The 14,647-nt window shown below is 64.6% G+C and carries 13 protein-coding genes; 3 read left to right on the top strand and 10 right to left on the bottom strand.

Annotation, left to right across the window (positions count from 1 at the left end; all coding sequences use genetic code 11):
* The first annotated feature begins 133 nt into the window (after positions 1 to 133).
* The 3 genes from EB231_RS27295 to EB231_RS27285 all read left to right on the top strand — a co-directional run bounded on the left by EB231_RS27295 (position 134) and on the right by EB231_RS27285 (position 3,824).
* Complete coding sequence (locus EB231_RS27295) at positions 134 to 1,954, top strand: sensor histidine kinase (RefSeq protein WP_172351539.1); 1,821 nt, start codon at positions 134 to 136, stop codon at positions 1,952 to 1,954.
* Positions 1,951 to 3,333 (top strand): sigma-54-dependent transcriptional regulator, encoded by a 1,383-nt coding sequence (locus tag EB231_RS27290; protein ID WP_172351538.1) that lies wholly within the window; start codon positions 1,951 to 1,953, stop codon positions 3,331 to 3,333. Before EB231_RS27295 ends, EB231_RS27290 begins: the two co-directional genes overlap by 4 nt.
* 68 nt (positions 3,334 to 3,401) lie before the next feature.
* Positions 3,402 to 3,824, top strand: a complete 423-nt coding sequence (locus tag EB231_RS27285) for a GNAT family N-acetyltransferase (protein WP_172351537.1) — start codon at positions 3,402 to 3,404, stop codon at positions 3,822 to 3,824.
* Here the strand turns inward: EB231_RS27285 and EB231_RS27280 are convergent.
* The 10 genes from EB231_RS27280 to EB231_RS27235 all read right to left on the bottom strand — a co-directional run bounded on the left by EB231_RS27280 (position 3,821) and on the right by EB231_RS27235 (position 14,603).
* Positions 3,821 to 4,936: an anhydro-N-acetylmuramic acid kinase gene (locus EB231_RS27280; protein ID WP_172351536.1), complete on the bottom strand. Its 1,116-nt coding sequence runs from the start codon at positions 4,934 to 4,936 to the stop codon at positions 3,821 to 3,823. The genes EB231_RS27285 and EB231_RS27280 overlap by 4 nt on opposite strands.
* A 177-nt stretch (positions 4,937 to 5,113) precedes the next feature.
* Entirely contained in the window at positions 5,114 to 5,266 is a 153-nt protein-coding gene (locus tag EB231_RS35245) for an iron chelate uptake ABC transporter family permease subunit (RefSeq protein ID WP_246740727.1), read from the bottom strand.
* 129 nt (positions 5,267 to 5,395) lie between these two features.
* Entirely contained in the window at positions 5,396 to 6,751 is a 1,356-nt protein-coding gene (locus EB231_RS27270) for a glutamine synthetase family protein (protein WP_172351535.1), read from the bottom strand.
* A gap of 286 nt (positions 6,752 to 7,037) precedes the next feature.
* The gene (locus EB231_RS27265; RefSeq protein WP_172351534.1) at positions 7,038 to 7,736 is read right to left on the bottom strand and encodes a GntR family transcriptional regulator; all 699 of its coding nucleotides are present in this window, start codon (positions 7,734 to 7,736) and stop codon (positions 7,038 to 7,040) included.
* A 204-nt stretch (positions 7,737 to 7,940) separates the two neighbouring features.
* On the bottom strand, positions 7,941 to 9,092 hold the full coding sequence (locus tag EB231_RS27260) for a C45 family autoproteolytic acyltransferase/hydolase (protein ID WP_172351533.1): 1,152 nt from the start codon (positions 9,090 to 9,092) through the stop codon (positions 7,941 to 7,943).
* 110 nt (positions 9,093 to 9,202) lie between these two features.
* Positions 9,203 to 9,988: an ABC transporter ATP-binding protein gene (locus tag EB231_RS27255; protein ID WP_244735192.1), complete on the bottom strand. Its 786-nt coding sequence runs from the start codon at positions 9,986 to 9,988 to the stop codon at positions 9,203 to 9,205.
* A 1-nt stretch (position 9,989) separates the two neighbouring features.
* On the bottom strand, positions 9,990 to 10,793 hold the full coding sequence (locus tag EB231_RS27250) for an ABC transporter permease (protein ID WP_172353034.1): 804 nt from the start codon (positions 10,791 to 10,793) through the stop codon (positions 9,990 to 9,992).
* A 46-nt stretch (positions 10,794 to 10,839) separates the two neighbouring features.
* The gene (gene hisD, locus EB231_RS27245) at positions 10,840 to 12,183 is read right to left on the bottom strand and encodes a histidinol dehydrogenase (protein ID WP_172351532.1); all 1,344 of its coding nucleotides are present in this window, start codon (positions 12,181 to 12,183) and stop codon (positions 10,840 to 10,842) included.
* Between the two features lie 30 nt (positions 12,184 to 12,213).
* Positions 12,214 to 13,722 carry an SDR family oxidoreductase gene (locus EB231_RS27240; protein ID WP_172351531.1) on the bottom strand — a complete coding sequence of 503 codons (1,509 nt, stop codon included), beginning with the start codon at positions 13,720 to 13,722 and terminating at the stop codon, positions 12,214 to 12,216.
* A complete protein-coding gene (locus tag EB231_RS27235) occupies positions 13,719 to 14,603 on the bottom strand; it encodes a polysaccharide deacetylase family protein (RefSeq protein ID WP_172351530.1) in 885 nt (294 codons plus the stop codon). The genes EB231_RS27240 and EB231_RS27235 overlap by 4 nt, the downstream gene beginning before the upstream one ends.
* Positions 14,604 to 14,647 lie beyond the last annotated feature (44 nt).

Here is a 14,647-nt window from a genome sequence, read left to right as displayed (position 1 = left end):
GGAGGTGTGTGCGGATTTCCGCACAGAAGGCGTTTGCCTGGGCGGAATTTCGCATTAGAGTGGCGGGCTCTAGGAAAGGAGAGGGCAGACGCCGCAGACAGGCACCGATAGCGGCTCCGCAGCCGGTTGTGAAATGCTGCGCGAGGCGGTTGGCCGGCTGCGCGATGGCCGCTGGCTTGTCGTCCTTATCGCCCTTGCGATCCTGGCCGGCGCGATCGCCATCGCGGGGCGCATCGCCACCGGCCAGGCGACCAGTGACCTGCGCGACACGGCACTTGCCGCCCTGCCGCTGGCGGCGGGAACGCTGACAGGCGAAATCGAGAAGCAGCGCCTGGTTCCCTTGGTGCTGGCTCGCGACGATGCCGTGCGCGGGGCGCTGCGCCGGGCCGGGACCATGCAGGAAGCGGCCCTCAACGACAAGCTCAAGGCGATCGCCGGCGATGCCTCGGCCTCCGCCATCTACGTCATCGACACGGCGGGCATCGCTATATCAGCCAGCAATGCCGGCGAGCCGGCCAGCTTTGTCGGCATCGATTATAATTTTCGTCACTATTTCAACGAGGCCATGGCGAAGGGCTCCGCCAGCCAGTATGGCCTGGGTACGATCAGCGGCCGGCCGGGTCTCTATCTTTCGAGTCGCGTCGACGACAACGGCAAGCCGCTGGGCGTCGTGGTGTTGAAGGTCGAACTCGACGGTGTCGAGGCCAATTGGCACTCCAGCGGGTTCCTCGTTTTCGTCACCGATGAACGCGGCGTCGTTCTGGCCACCAGCCAGCCCGAATGGCGGTTTCATGCGCTGGCGCCGCTCTCCGCCCAAGATGCCGCCGCTGCCCATGAGCAGCTGCAGTTGGCCGATGCCGCCTTCGAACCGCTGCCGATGCGGCGCGGCGCCGGCGACGGCCTGGCGACGATCGAGAGTTCGGGAAAGCCGCGCCAATTCGTCGAGGTGGTGCAGGATCTGCCCGGTGCGGTCCCCGGCTGGCGCCTCTGGCTGCTGACGCCGGCGGACGCCGCCCTCTCGTCTGCCGCCAACACGGCGCGCCTGACGACGCTGCTTGGGCTCCTGCTGACCGGCTTGCTTGCTTATGTGCTCACAAGGCGCCGCCGCACACGCCGGCTGCGGCAGGAGGCGCTGGCGCGCATGAATGCCGAGCTCGAAAGCCGGGTATCCTCGCGAACCGCCGAACTGACACGCTCCAACACCGCACTCGCCGGCGAAATCGCCGAGCGCGAGAGCGCCGAAGCCAAGGTCCGCCGATTGCGCGACGATCTCGCCCAGGCCAACCGGCTTTCCATCCTCGGCCAGATTGCTGCGGGCGTGGCGCATGAGATCAACCAGCCGGTCGCCGCGATTCGCACCTATGCCGAGAATGCCGGCCGCTTTCTCGAAGGCGGCAGGACAGAACCGGCAAGCGGCAATCTGACCTCGATCGTCTCGATGACCGAACGCATTGGCGCCATCACCAGCACCTTGCGCACTTTCGCCCGCCGCCCCGGTGTCGCCGCTTCGCCGCTGCCGGTGCGCGAGGCGATCGACGGCGCCCTGTCGCTGCTGTCCGGGCGCATCCGCGATTCCGGCGTCACCATCGTCAAGCCACGCGGCAATGCATCGCCGATGGTGATGGCAAGCCGCATCCGGCTGGAGCAGATCCTGGTCAACCTGTTGCAGAACGCACTCGACGCCATGAAGGACCAGCCCGATCCCCGCATTGAGATCGACCTTGCCGAGCGCGACGACAGGGTGCTGATCTCTGTGCGCGACAACGGTCCCGGCCTCGGGCCGGAAACTGCCAGCAGTCTGTTCATGCCGTTCCAGACCACCAAGGAGAAGGGCCTCGGCCTCGGGCTGGTGATCTCGCAGGAGATCGCCCAGGAATTGGGCGGCACGCTGCGGCTCGATCCCGACAGCGCCGCCGGAGCATCCTTCACCATTGATTTAAGGCGAATTGAATGAACGAGGGATCAGGGCTCGTGGCGCTCGTCGACGACGATGCCGACCTGCTGCACGCCACCATGCAATTGCTCGAACTCGCCGGCTTCACGGTGGTCGCGCGCGACGCCGCCGAGGCAGCGCTTGCTGTCGTCCACAGGGACTTCGATGGCGTCGTCGTCAGCGATATCCGCATGCCGGGCATGAACGGCCTGCAGCTGTTCGATCGTATCAAGGCGATCGATGCGGACATACCCGTGATCCTGGTCACCGGGCATGGCGATGTCGATCTTGCCGTGGCCGCACTGAAAGACGGCGTCTATGATTTCATCCCAAAGCCCTATGCCGGCGATCGTCTCGTCGAGGCGCTGAAACGGGCGAGCGAGAAGCGGCGGCTTGTGATGGAGAACCGGCGCCTGCGTGAAGCCGCGGCCCAAGCTGCCGACGGCCTGCCGCTGATCGGCGAAGCGCCCTCAATCCGCCGCCTGCGCGAGACCTTGCGCCAGATCGCCGACATGGATGTCGATGTGCTGGTGGAAGGCGAGACCGGAACCGGCAAGGAAGTGGTGGCCGATCTCTTGCACCGGTGGGGCCGGCGTCGGGCAAAACCCTTCGTGGCGTTGAACTGCGGTGCTCTGCCCGAGACCGTCATCGAAAGCGAGCTGTTCGGCCACGAGGCCGGCGCGTTCACCGGCGCGCAGCGGCGGCGGATCGGCCGCGTTGAACATTCCAGCGGTGGTACGCTGTTCCTCGACGAGATCGAATCCATGCCGCCGGCCCTGCAGGTCAAGCTGCTGCGGGTCCTGGAGACGCGCAGCCTCACGCCGCTTGGCTCGAACGAGACCAGGCGCCTCGATCTCAGGGTCGTGGCGGCGACCAAGGTCGATCTCGGCCGGCCCGACCAGCGCGGCGATTTCCGCGAGGACCTCTATTTCCGCCTCAACGTGGTGACGCTGCGCATTCCGCCGCTGCGTGAGCGGCGCGGCGATATCCCGATGCTGTTCGGGCATTTCCTCGGCAAGGCGGCGGAGCGCTTCGGCCGGCCGGTCGCAAAGGTGAACGTCGCGGTGAGCGATCATCTCCAGTCGCATGATTGGCCGGGTAATGTGCGCGAGCTTGCCCATTTTGCCGACCGGGTGGCGCTCGGTCTCGGCCCGGACGACGAAGCCGAGGCGACCGTGCGGCTGCCGGAACCCTCGGCGGCGTTGCCGGAGCGGGTCGGGCAATATGAGGCACAGCTCATCCGCGACGCGCTGCGCGACCATGGCGGCGATGTGCGCGGGGCCATCGACGCGCTCGGCGTGCCGCGCAAGACATTCTACGACAAGCTCAAGCGCTACGGCATCGCCGCATCCGAATTCCGCAATGGTGGAGATCCGCAACCTGTTCGAGAGCCGACATAGACATTGCGCCAGGGTCTTGCGCCTCGTAACGCTCCACTCCCATCCAGCCGAGCTTTCCGGAAAGAACCATGAAGACGAACCTAGAAACAACGGCAAACCCCTTGCCGGAAGAACTGGCCTTTCTCGGCGAGCGCCTGACGGCGTTCAACGACGGCGATGTCGGCGCATCCGAAAGGAAAGCGCTGGCTGTGTTCGTACGCGATGAAGATGGCGCGGTTGTCGCCGGCATTTCGGGCTACACAGCCTGGGGCTGGCTTTACGTGCAATGGCTGTGGGTCGACGAAAGGCTGCGCGGCCAGCACATGGCCGGCAAGATGCTGGATGCTGCCGAGCAGGAAGCCGCGGCGCGCGGCTGCCATGGCGCGTTGATCGACACCTTCAATCCGAACGCCGACAAGGTCTATCAGCGCCAGGGCTATCAACCCTTCGGCGCGCTGGCCGATTTTCCGGTCGGCCGCAGCCGCATCTTCCTGCAGAAGAAACTGGTTTAACCGGCAAGCTTTCCGCCGCGCATCGGCCGCGGCGCACCCGTGGTGCTCGGGAAACTGATCGGCAGGCCGCGCAGCACGCGCACGGCGAGGAAGGCAAAACACTCGGCCTCCACCGCATCGCCGCTCCAGCCGAGGCTTTCGGCCTGCACCACCTCGACACCGGCTCGGCTGGCGAGCATTGCCATCATCGTCGGGTTGTGGCGGCCGCCACCGCTGACCACCAGCTTTTTCGGCCGGTGTGGCAAGAGGTCGAGCGCCTTGCCGACGGCGCCGGCGGTGAAGGCGGTGAGCAGGGCGGCACCATCCTCTGCATTCAAGCCGTCCGCCATCGCGGCGCCAAAGTCGAAACGGTCCAGCGATTTGGGGTAGGGCTTGCTGAGATAGGGATGCTGCAACAGCTTGGCCAGCCTTGCTTCGTCGACCGTGCCCGCCCGGCCAAGTGCGCCGTCGCGGTCCATTTCCCCGAGCCCCTTCGACTTGATGAAATCGTTGAGCGGCGCATTGGCGGGTCCGGTGTCGAAGGCGACGACATTGTCTGCGCCATCCCACCAGGTGATGTTGGCGACGCCGCCGAGGTTTAGCACGGCCACCTCGCCGCTCGCCCCGGCGCTGCGCATCAGCGCGGTGTGATAAGCCGCGGCCAGGGGTGCGCCTTGCCCGCCGGCGCGCATGTCGGCCGAACGGAAATCATAGGCGACCTTGGCGCCCAAAATGGCGTGCATCAGCTCGCCGTCGCCGAGTTGCCGGGTTTGGCCGAGCCGTCCGACCTGCGGCGCGCGATGCAGCACGGTCTGGCCGTGGAAGCCGACGACACCGATATCGGCCATCGTCATGCCGTAGCCCTCGACCAATTCCTTCACCGCTGCCGACTGGGCACGCGTCAGCGCTTCCTCGGCCTTGCGGAAGATCGCCGGTTCCGGTCCGACGAAATTCCAGGCCCGTGCAGCCGTCAGCGTCTCTTCCAGCAGCGAGCGGATCGATTGGGGATAGGGCATCAGCCGATAGGTGCCGAAATCGTCGATCCGCTCGCCATCGGTCTTGATCAGCGCGACGTCGATATTGCCGTCAAGCACGGTGCCGGTCATCAGGCCGACGGCCCAGATTGGTTCCATCATTGCGCTCCATTCATGAGATCACCGAAGCGGGGTGATTCCACTGCTGGAATGAGATGTCGGACGGATTCGATCGATGGGCAAGGTCTGCGTCCGGTTGCTGCAGAATTCGATCCACGTCTTGCGCCGGCTGTCGGGGACCCAGGCTTGCCTCGGAGGCACGCTGCAACAGGTCTATCAACTCTGGCGCGGCACGCCCTTGGCCAGCAGGTAGACGAGATACGGCCCGCCGAGCAGCGAGGCGAACAGCCCAGCCGGCAGTTCGTGGGGAAAGCCCGCCATGCGCGACAGCCAGTCCGAGACGATCATCAGCAAGGCCCCCAGAAGCATCGCGCCCGCGAGATGAACGCTTGCGCGGGAAAAAGCCGGCGAGCCGGGCAAGATGCGGCACTATCAGGCCGACGAGGCTCAGGGGTCCGACGACCATGGCGGAGAGCGCGGTCAGCCGATGGCGCGGCCTTAAACGCTTTCGAGATAGGTCTCGATCTCGAAGTCGCTGACATTGAGGGCAAAGGTGTTCAACTCCTGGCGTTTGCACGCGACGAAGGAGTCGCGCAGGATCGACGGGAAGATCTCCGCCACATGCGTTCCACATTCGAAAGTGGCGATCGCGGAGGCCCAGTCCGGCGGCAGCTTGGCTGGTGCCGCGCCTTGTCCGTCGTTCCCGGTCGGTTCGCCCGGCGACATCTGTCTCTCGATGCCGATCAGGGCTGCGCCCAATATGGCGGCAAGCACCAGATAGGGATTGGCGTCCGCTCCCGACACGCGATGCTCGATGCGGCGCGCCCCGGTCGGGCCGCCGGGAATGCGGATCGCGACCATGCGGTTCTCGTAACCCCAGGCGACCGCGGTCGGTGCATAGGAGCGCGGGCGAAGCCTGCGATAGGAATTGAAGTGCGGCGCGAACACCAAAGTGCTCTCGGCCATCGCCGCCAGCAGGCCGCCGACCGCGTGGCGCATGGTTTCCGAGCCCTGATCCGTGCCGTCGTCGAACACGTTGCGGCCTTCGGCGTCGACCAGGCTGAAATGGACGTGAAAGCCGTTGCCGGCCCGGTCGCCATAGGGTTTCGCCATGAAGCAGGCGGCAAAGCCGTGCTTGCGGGCAATGCCCTTCACCGTGCGCTTGAACAGCACGGCATCGTCGGCCGCCCGCAAGGCGTCGGCGACATGGTTGAGGTTGATCTCGAACTGGCCGACGCCGTTTTCGGCAATCGCCGTGTCGACGGGAATGCCTTGCGCCCGGCAGGCTTCGTAGACGTCATGGATGAAGGATTCGAAATCGTCGATCTCGTCGATCGACAGCGCCGCGTCGGAATCGAGACGCCGCCCGGTGACCGGCGAGACAGGTCCGACCGGCCGCTGCGACTGCGGATCGACCAGGTAGAATTCGAGTTCCGTCGCCGCGACCGGGGTCAGGCCGAGCGCCTTGTAGCGGTCGAGGATGCGGGCCAGCGCCCGCCGGGGATCGCCGAGATAGGGTGCGCCGCTCTCGTCGGCGAGCCAGAGCGGGACAAGCGCGGTCGGATGCGCGGTCCAGTCCACCGGCAGGATACCGCGTCCCGTCCATTGGCAAAGGCCATCGGCATCGCCGGTCGAGAAAACCAGCGTGTTGCCTTCGATGTCCTCGCCCCAGATGTCGAGCCCGATCAGCGAGTAGGGCATGCGCAGCTTGCCCTCCAGAGCCTTGCGGGCCTGCTCGACGGGTATGCGTTTTCCCCGCATGACGCCGTTGAGGTCGCACACCGCCGCCCTCAGGCTCTGGATGTCGTTTCTGCTTTCAAGCCAGCTCAGAACGTCCGCAATTGCATCGCTCAATTTCCAACCTCTGGTTTTCGAAGGTGCCCAAGCCGTGCCGGCTGCGCTATCCCTGGTAAAAATGCTTGTGAGTTTTCGGAAAGAATATCCGGCCGCTGCCAGGTATTTTTCCTTATTTTTTCAATTCACTAGCTGGGATGTCGGGAGGCATTTCAAAACCAATTGCGCGATCTGCGATCGCAACATAGAGGCAAGAGGGTGGAAAGCCAAGGGGCATTCGGCGTGCCGGGTTTGCCGCCGAGCCGGCATGATCGGCCTTTGCGTCGAGCGGCTATTGCCGGCAATCCTAGGTTCTGGCGTCCGGAAATCTGGCCTGCCGCAGGATATGCGCGGCGCCTTCGTCGATGTCGCGCATGATGGCCGCGCGGGCGCGTATCGCGTCCTGGGCCTCGATCGCCGCGACCACTTCCTCGTGATAGTCGATATCGAGGATCAAGGAGAGATCGTCCTCGAACCCCATGGCGAGATTCCTGAGAAAGGGGCCGACCTGCATCCACACGGTCTCGACCAGGAAGATCAGCTGCTCGTTGCCGCAATGACGATAGATCGAGAATTTGAAGGCGTAGTTCTTCCTGAGATAGTCGTCGATATCGCCCTTGCGCGCCGCCAGGGTCAATTCCGTGCAATGGCGGCGGATCGTCCTCAGATTGTTGCCGTTGATGAGCTTTGTCGCGAGCTCCGTCGCCGAGCCTTCGAGGATTGTGCGCACGGCGGTCAACTGCGAGAACCGGTCGGCGGAGATCACCGGCACCTCGACGCTGCCGTTCGGCATCGGGCTCAGCGCCCGCAGCGCCTGCAGCCGCATGAAGGCGCTGCGCACCGGCATGTCGCTGGTCCCGAGTTCCTTGGCGAGCTTGCGCGAGGTCAGCTTTTGCCCGGGCGTGAACTGACCGGACATCAGGGCCCGCACAAGCTCCAGATAGACCTTCTCATGCAGGGGTACGGTGTCGACCGCGCTCAACCCGAATTGTGTTCTGTCGGCCATTGGCGGGGCACTACTTCATTCGTTCTGAAATCTACCCCTGACGACTATAACCGCAGACAATCCCGTCTGGGCGGAGCACGATGGGACGCCGAGGCGAGTGATTTATCACCGTATGATAGACGCTTCGATCGCGGCGCCGCAAGCCGTGTCGGCATGACAGCCGGGCGGGTAGCGCTTCCGCTCCCCCGTGCGAATGCCGTCCTTTTAGCGCGCGGCTGCGGCCTTTCTCGCTTTCTCGAGAACCGCCTCGTCCATCGCCAGTTCATAACGTGCGAAGGTGCGGTTGTCGGCCGGTAGCGGCGCGATTTCCATGATGCCGCTCGCCGGCTCGAAGATGATCATCGCCACCGTCGCCGAAAGGTTGCCGCCGCCCTCGCGGATCGCCGGGCGGCAGACGCTGAACGGCGCGCCGAAATCGTCGAAGAGCGCCTCCTTGAGATCATCGGCGGTGATATCGCCATGGCGCGCGGTGAGATGCCGGCGCACGCGATAGTCACGGTAGAGACTGTCGGGCACGTCGCTGAGCCCTGTCTCGCGCAGCTTCGACAGCGCGATCGGGCTTTGCCAGTGATTGGCATGCACGATCAGGTCGTTCTCGGGATAGATCGGGAAAGCTTCGTCCGGCGCACATTCGATGTCGACGGCAAAACCCTCGGCGGTGCTCAGCATCATGTTGTTGGAACAGGACTTCGGTGTCGTCGCCACCACCCTGATGGCATGGGCGAAATGCCTGGCCTCCAGCGCGCGGCGCCGGATGAAGGGCAGGGGAATGCCGATGTCGCGGTAGTCGCGATCGGATTCCAGATAGTTCGCGGTGATGCCGATGCCGGCCGCGTTGAAACCGGCGCGGGCGAGCCCGCCGGCCTCGGTGAAGGTGAGGAGATCCGGGCCGTCGTCGCGCCGCACGCGAAGCACGATCGAGGTCTCGGCGCATTCGGCACGCCAGTCCCAGTTCTGGCCGTGGATCAAGCGGCCAGCCTTCGCCGCTTCCGGCAGGATCACGGAGCCCGTGCAGCCGTCCGGCTCGTCGTCGGAGATACCCTTTTCGCGCTTGGCCAGCTGCAGGATTTCGGTGCGGGCGTTGACCAGCACGATCGAGGACAGGCCGAGATTGGCACCAGCGGCGATCCCTTCCATCTCTTCGACGAGGTCAGGCGCCCATTGCCGAAGGCGAGGCAGGAACATGTCGCCGAAGCGCTCGACATCGTCTTGGCCGAAGCCGAACCGCTGGAGCTGTCCGGCATAGAGCGCGACCGATGCATGGATGCGGCCACGCGCCTGCTCGCCATGGGCCTTGCCGCGATCGGTTGGTGTTCCGCTCACATCGACGAGCGGAAAGGGCGCGACTGCCGTCATGGAAAGAGACCTCGAATTTTGCCAGTGGGCTCGACCCTAGTCCATTGCGTCAGGCGCCGGAATTCGCGGCGCCGCTCTGGGTGAAGCGATAGGCCGCTCTGGCCTGACGCTCAATCGAACTCGGCGCGGCGGGTCTCTTCGCGAATGGATTTCAGCACTTGCGCCTGAAGTTCGAGGACGTCGCGGTCATGCTGAATGCCGGTCGGCCGTGGCCTGACGGAAGGCACAGTGATGCACTCCTTGATGCGACCAGGGTTGAGGCCCATGACGAAGATGCGATCGGACAGATAGACGGCCTCCTCGACATCGTGGGTGACGAAGATCACGGTCAGGCGATGTTCCTGCCAGATCTGCATCAGCAGTTCCTGCATCTGGCCACGGGTGAGCGCGTCGAGCGCGCCGAAAGGCTCGTCCATCAGAAGCATCTTCGGCCGGTAGGAGAGGGCGCGCGCAATGGCGACCCTTTGCTTCATGCCGCCGGAAAGCTGGCTCGGAAAGCTGTCGGCAAAGCGCGAAAGCTTCACCAGGTCGAGATGCTGGCGCGCCACCTCGGGGATGTCCTTGGCATCATGCCCGGTCTCGCGCAGCGCAAACTCGACATTCTGCAGTGCCGTCAGCCATGGCAGCAAGGTGTAGGACTGGAAGACGACGCCACGGTCGCGGCCCGGCCCGTTGATCGGGCTGCCGTCGACCAGCATCTCGCCTTGTTCATAGTCCTGCAGGCCGGCGATGATCGACAGCAGCGTGCTCTTGCCGCAGCCCGACGCGCCGACCAGCGAAACGAACTCGTTGTCGCCGACTTCGAGGTTGATGTCGTCAAGCACCTTGATCGTCGAACGTCCGTTCGTGAACGACTTTTGCAGATGCGAGATCTTCAGCTTGGGATGCGCCTGCATGTCAGGACTTCCTCTCATATGTGAAGAAATGCCGACCGAGGAAGCGCATGATCTGGTCCGTCGCAAGGCCCAGTATGCCGAGCACCAGAATGTATCCGATCGCCATGTCGGTTTGCAGGTAGCGCTGGGCAACCGTGATCCGGTAGCCGAGCCCCGAATTGGCGGCGACCAGTTCGGCCAGCGTCACCCAGGTCCATGCCCAGCCCAGCGAAATGCGCAGCGTGTCCCAGATCTGCGGCATCGCCGATGGCACGACAATGCGCATCAGCACACGCAGATCGCTCATTCCCAGTGTCCGCCCGAAGCCGATGAAGTCTGTGGGAACGCGCTTGATGTTATCCTTGAACATCAGCGCCTGCTGGAAATAGGTGCCGATCCAGATGATCAGGAACTTCTGGATATCGCCGGTGCCGCTCCACAGGATGGTCAGCGGCACGAACGCCACGACCGGCATGTAGCGGACAAAGTCGAGGAACGGTTCGATCGCCGCCTCCCAGAAGCGATAGGCGCCTATCAGGATGGCCGTCGCCAGCGCCATCACCGAGGCAATGAGGAAGCCGATCATGATGCGGTAGACGCTGTTGCCGACATCGCTGGCCAGTGTTCCATCGGCGGCCAGCTTTCCAAGCTTGGCAACGACGGCGGTGGGCGAGGGCAGGAAGATCGGTTTCGCCACGCCAAGCCCGGTCGCCAGGAACCACGCCGCGATGAAGAGCAGGAAGGCGCAGACGGCGATGAAGAGATAGGTCGAGCCGGAAATCTCCGCCGCCATGCTCAGCAACGGTTTGCGCTGGGGGCGTTGCATGGTCTGCTTCGGGACGGCTGTGTCGGACTGTAGGGTCATCGTCATCTCACGGGCCGGTGAAAGGGCTGCTGTTCGACAGGATGCGGTCGCGGATTTCCGAAACCGAATTCGCATGCGCCATGAAGCCTTCATATTGGGCAAAGGTGCGCGCAGCCGGCGCCAGCCTTTGATAGGCCGCCTGGGACAAATAGGCGATCGAGGAGCGCTTCATGAAATCGAAGACGGACAGCGGCGAGGCGGTGTTCGCGCGCCCGCCCGTCGGCAGGACGTGGCTCGGTCCAAGCACGAAGTTTGCGATCGGAATTGCCGAATGCGGACCGAGCAGGATCTCGCCCGCGTTCCGGATTCTTGGCAGCAACTCGAAGGCCGAGGTCGACAGCACGGCCAGATGCTCGGCCGCGTAGTCGTTGATGAAGTCGAAAGCCGCTTCGATCGAAGGTGCCAGCACGATGCCGCCATTCCTGCCGTTCAGCACGGTGCGGGAAAAATCGGCGCGGTACTCTCCCATTGCCTCCCAGAACTGCGGCACCGCGGCGGCGATGGCCTCCGCCAGGGAGCGATCGGTCGTCACGACAAAGGCGGATGAGTCGGGGCCATGCTCCGATTCAACCGTCAGCTCCAATGCGGCAAGTGCCGCCGGAACCGAACTGTCGGCATAGACCAGCAACTCGCTCGGACCGGCCGGGCTGCCCGGATCGATCCGGTTCGACAGAAGCTGGCGTGCCGCGCTGACCCATGGACTGCCGGGGCCGACGATCTTTGCGCATTTCGGCACGGTCTCGGTGCCGTAGGCAACCGCCGCCACCGCCTGCGCGCCGCCGCAGAGATAGATGTCCTCGATGCCGATCAAGAACGCGATGAAGCGCGTGGCGGCGTCGGCCGAACCGTCCGGCCCCGGCGGGGTCACGATGACCACCCTTGGCACGCCCGCCACCTTGGCCGGCACGGCGGTCATGATCGCGCTCGACGGGAAGAAACCCTTGCCTCGCGGCACGTAGCAGGCGACGGAATCGATCGACGTCCAGCGGTCGCCGATCAGCGCGCCTTCGGTTTCCTCGCTCAGCCAGAGATTGTCGGGCATTTGCGCCTCATGGAAGCGCCTCACCTGCGCCACCGAGAGCCGGATCGCCGCGACGATCTCGGGATCGAGTTCCTTCTCGGCGCCGGCGATCTGGCTCGCGGACACCTTCAACGCCGCGCGGTCCAGCGTCACGCCGTCAAACTGGGCGGCAAGCTCGATCAGGGCATCGTCACCCCTGGTCCGCACGGCGGCGATGATCGGCTCGACCTTGCGGATCGTGTCGGTGAGATCGGCTTCGGTCCGCTCGAGCAGGCGTGTGCGCGCCTCGCAGGACATGTTGGCCAGGTCGTGGATTGCTACAGGTGACATTCTATTTCCTTCGTGCTGTCGAAACACCCCTCACGGGGCGACGCGCGCGGCCAGCCAGCCGCCGTCGATGTTCAGGATATGACCGGTGATGAACTGGGCGTCCGGGCCGCACAGGAACAGGATGCCACCGGCGACATCCTCGGCCGTGCCGACGCGCCGGATCGGCGTGGTTTCTATCATGGCGCGCCGGTACCAGGCGTCCGAAGCGATCCGCTCGGCGACGATCGGCGTGTTGATGACGCCGGGCGCCACGGCGTTGACGCGGATCCCGTCGGCCGACAGGTCGGCGGACAGCTGGCGCGTCAGTTGCGACAGTGCGCCCTTGGACGCGGCATAGGGCGCGGTGTTTGGAAATCCGATCTCGCCGAACACTGAACAGACATTGACGATGCAGCCGCCGGGTTTCGTCAGATGGGGAAGCATGTCGCGTGTCAGCCGCATCGCGGCGCGCACGTTGATGCCCATGACATGGTCGATCAATGCGTCGCTGCTGTCGGCAAGCGCCTTCGGCCCGGCGACGCCGGCATTGTTGATCAGCATGTCGACGGTACCGAACCGCGCCTTGGCGGTTGCGACGATCCGCGCCGGGGCATCGTCCCCGGCGAGATCGATCGTCAGTTTCGGTTCCACGCAGTCGGCCAGATAGTCCGCGTTCCAGTCGACCGAAAGCACCTCGGCGCCTTCGGCCTGCAGGCGCCTGGCCGTGGCGAGGCCGATGCCGTTGCCGGCGCCGGTCACCACGGCGGTCTTTCCCTGAAATCGCCTTTCCATTGCCAGTCCTTTCCGGCCTGATCTACGTCTTGGTCCCCGTCTTTCGGGATCATGCTCTAGATCGTCTGCCCGCCGTCGATCGTGAATTCGGAGCCGGTGATGTACTCGCTGCCGGGCGACGCCAGGAACGCGACGAGATGCGATTTCCTCTGGCCTCGCCAACCGGTTGAGCGGCACCGAGGCGGCCATCTTGGTCAGGTTTTCGGCGGTGTTCTCGCCAAGCATCGGCGTATCGACAAGGCCCGGATGCACCGCGTTGACGCGGATGTTGCGGCCGGCCAGTTCGCGCGCCGCGACCTTGGTCATGCCGCGGATCGCCCATTTCGAGGTCGAATAGGAGAAGGCACCGCTGAACCCCCTCAACCCGCCCGTCGAGCAGACATTGACGATGGAACCGCCCTGCGTCGGCATCAGCGCCGCGGCGGCGCGCATGCCGAGGAACGTGCCAAGCTGATTGACATCGGTAACGGCCTGGAAACCGGCAACGCTTTCTTCCAGGAACGGCACCGGATTGAAGATGGCGGCATTGTTGATCAGCGCATCGAGATGACCGAACCGCTCGGAAACCATGTCGGAAATGGCAGTCCAATCGGCTTCATCAGCGACATCGAAGGAGGCCGACAGGATCTGGCCGGCACCGGTGGCCTGTTCGCTTACACCGGTGAACGACCGGTCTAGCGCGATCACGGTCGCGCCTGATGAGGCGAACAGCGTCGCGATCGCCGCGCCGATCCCGCCGGCGGCCCCTGTCACGATTGCCGTTTTCATCTGACCAACCTGTTGTCGCCGGCATCCACGGGCAAGGAAGGCGAACGCCCCTTGCGCCAATGGCGAACGTAGTCCTGGCAAGTCGTGAAGCCGGCGCGCTCATGCGAGGCGACATGGCGGATGAATTCTTCCAACATCAGCAGCCTGTGGCCACGTCCCATGATCTGCGGGTGCATGGTTACCACCATCACGCCGCTGCCGATCCGCTGGTAGAGGAAGTCGAACTCGGCCTTCCAGATCTCAAGCGCCGTCGACGGCGCGCGGCCGCCAGGCAGATAGCCCTTGTCGGTCGCCAGGAATTCGAATTGCGGAAAATCGTCGAGATGCCAGGCGACAGGCATCTCGACGAGCTCGACCGGCAGGCCGAAGCGGAATTCCTCCGTGGTCGACCACGCGTCACCGATCCGGCACCAGTACGGTTCGTGGTCGTTGCCCATCATCGAACTCTCGTATTCGAAACCGAATTCGAGCAGCAGTTCGACGGTGGACGGGCTGTTGTCCCAGGCCGGCGACCGGTAGCCGGAGGGCCTGACGCCGGCGACCTTGTCCAGTGCTTCCAGGCCTCTCAGCAGGACGGTGCGCTCTTCCTCGCGCGTCAGCAGCACGGGGTTCTCATGGACCCAGCCATGATGGCCGATCTCGTGGCCGCCATCGCGGAAGGCGCGCACCACCGGCGGGAAGGCAAGCGCCGAATGGCCAGGCACGAAGAAGGTTGCCGGGATGCCGGCCCGGTCCAGCACGTTGAGGATGCGGCGCGCGCCGATCGGATCGAACTCGCCGCGCGAGAGCATGCTCGGCGACGTCGCCCGATGGCTGCCGATCCATGTCGAATAGGCATCGAAATCGAACGTCAAGGCCACTTGAACGGCGGTGCTGGTCATGTCTGGATTTCTTCCCGCCATTGCGATGGGGGAGGCAGAGCCGC

This window comes from Mesorhizobium sp. NZP2298, assembly GCF_013170825.1.
Classification (GTDB): Bacteria; Pseudomonadota; Alphaproteobacteria; order Rhizobiales; family Rhizobiaceae; genus Mesorhizobium.
Note: the sequence above shows the minus strand (reverse complement) of the source record. Positions and strands in the feature narration are given on the sequence as shown.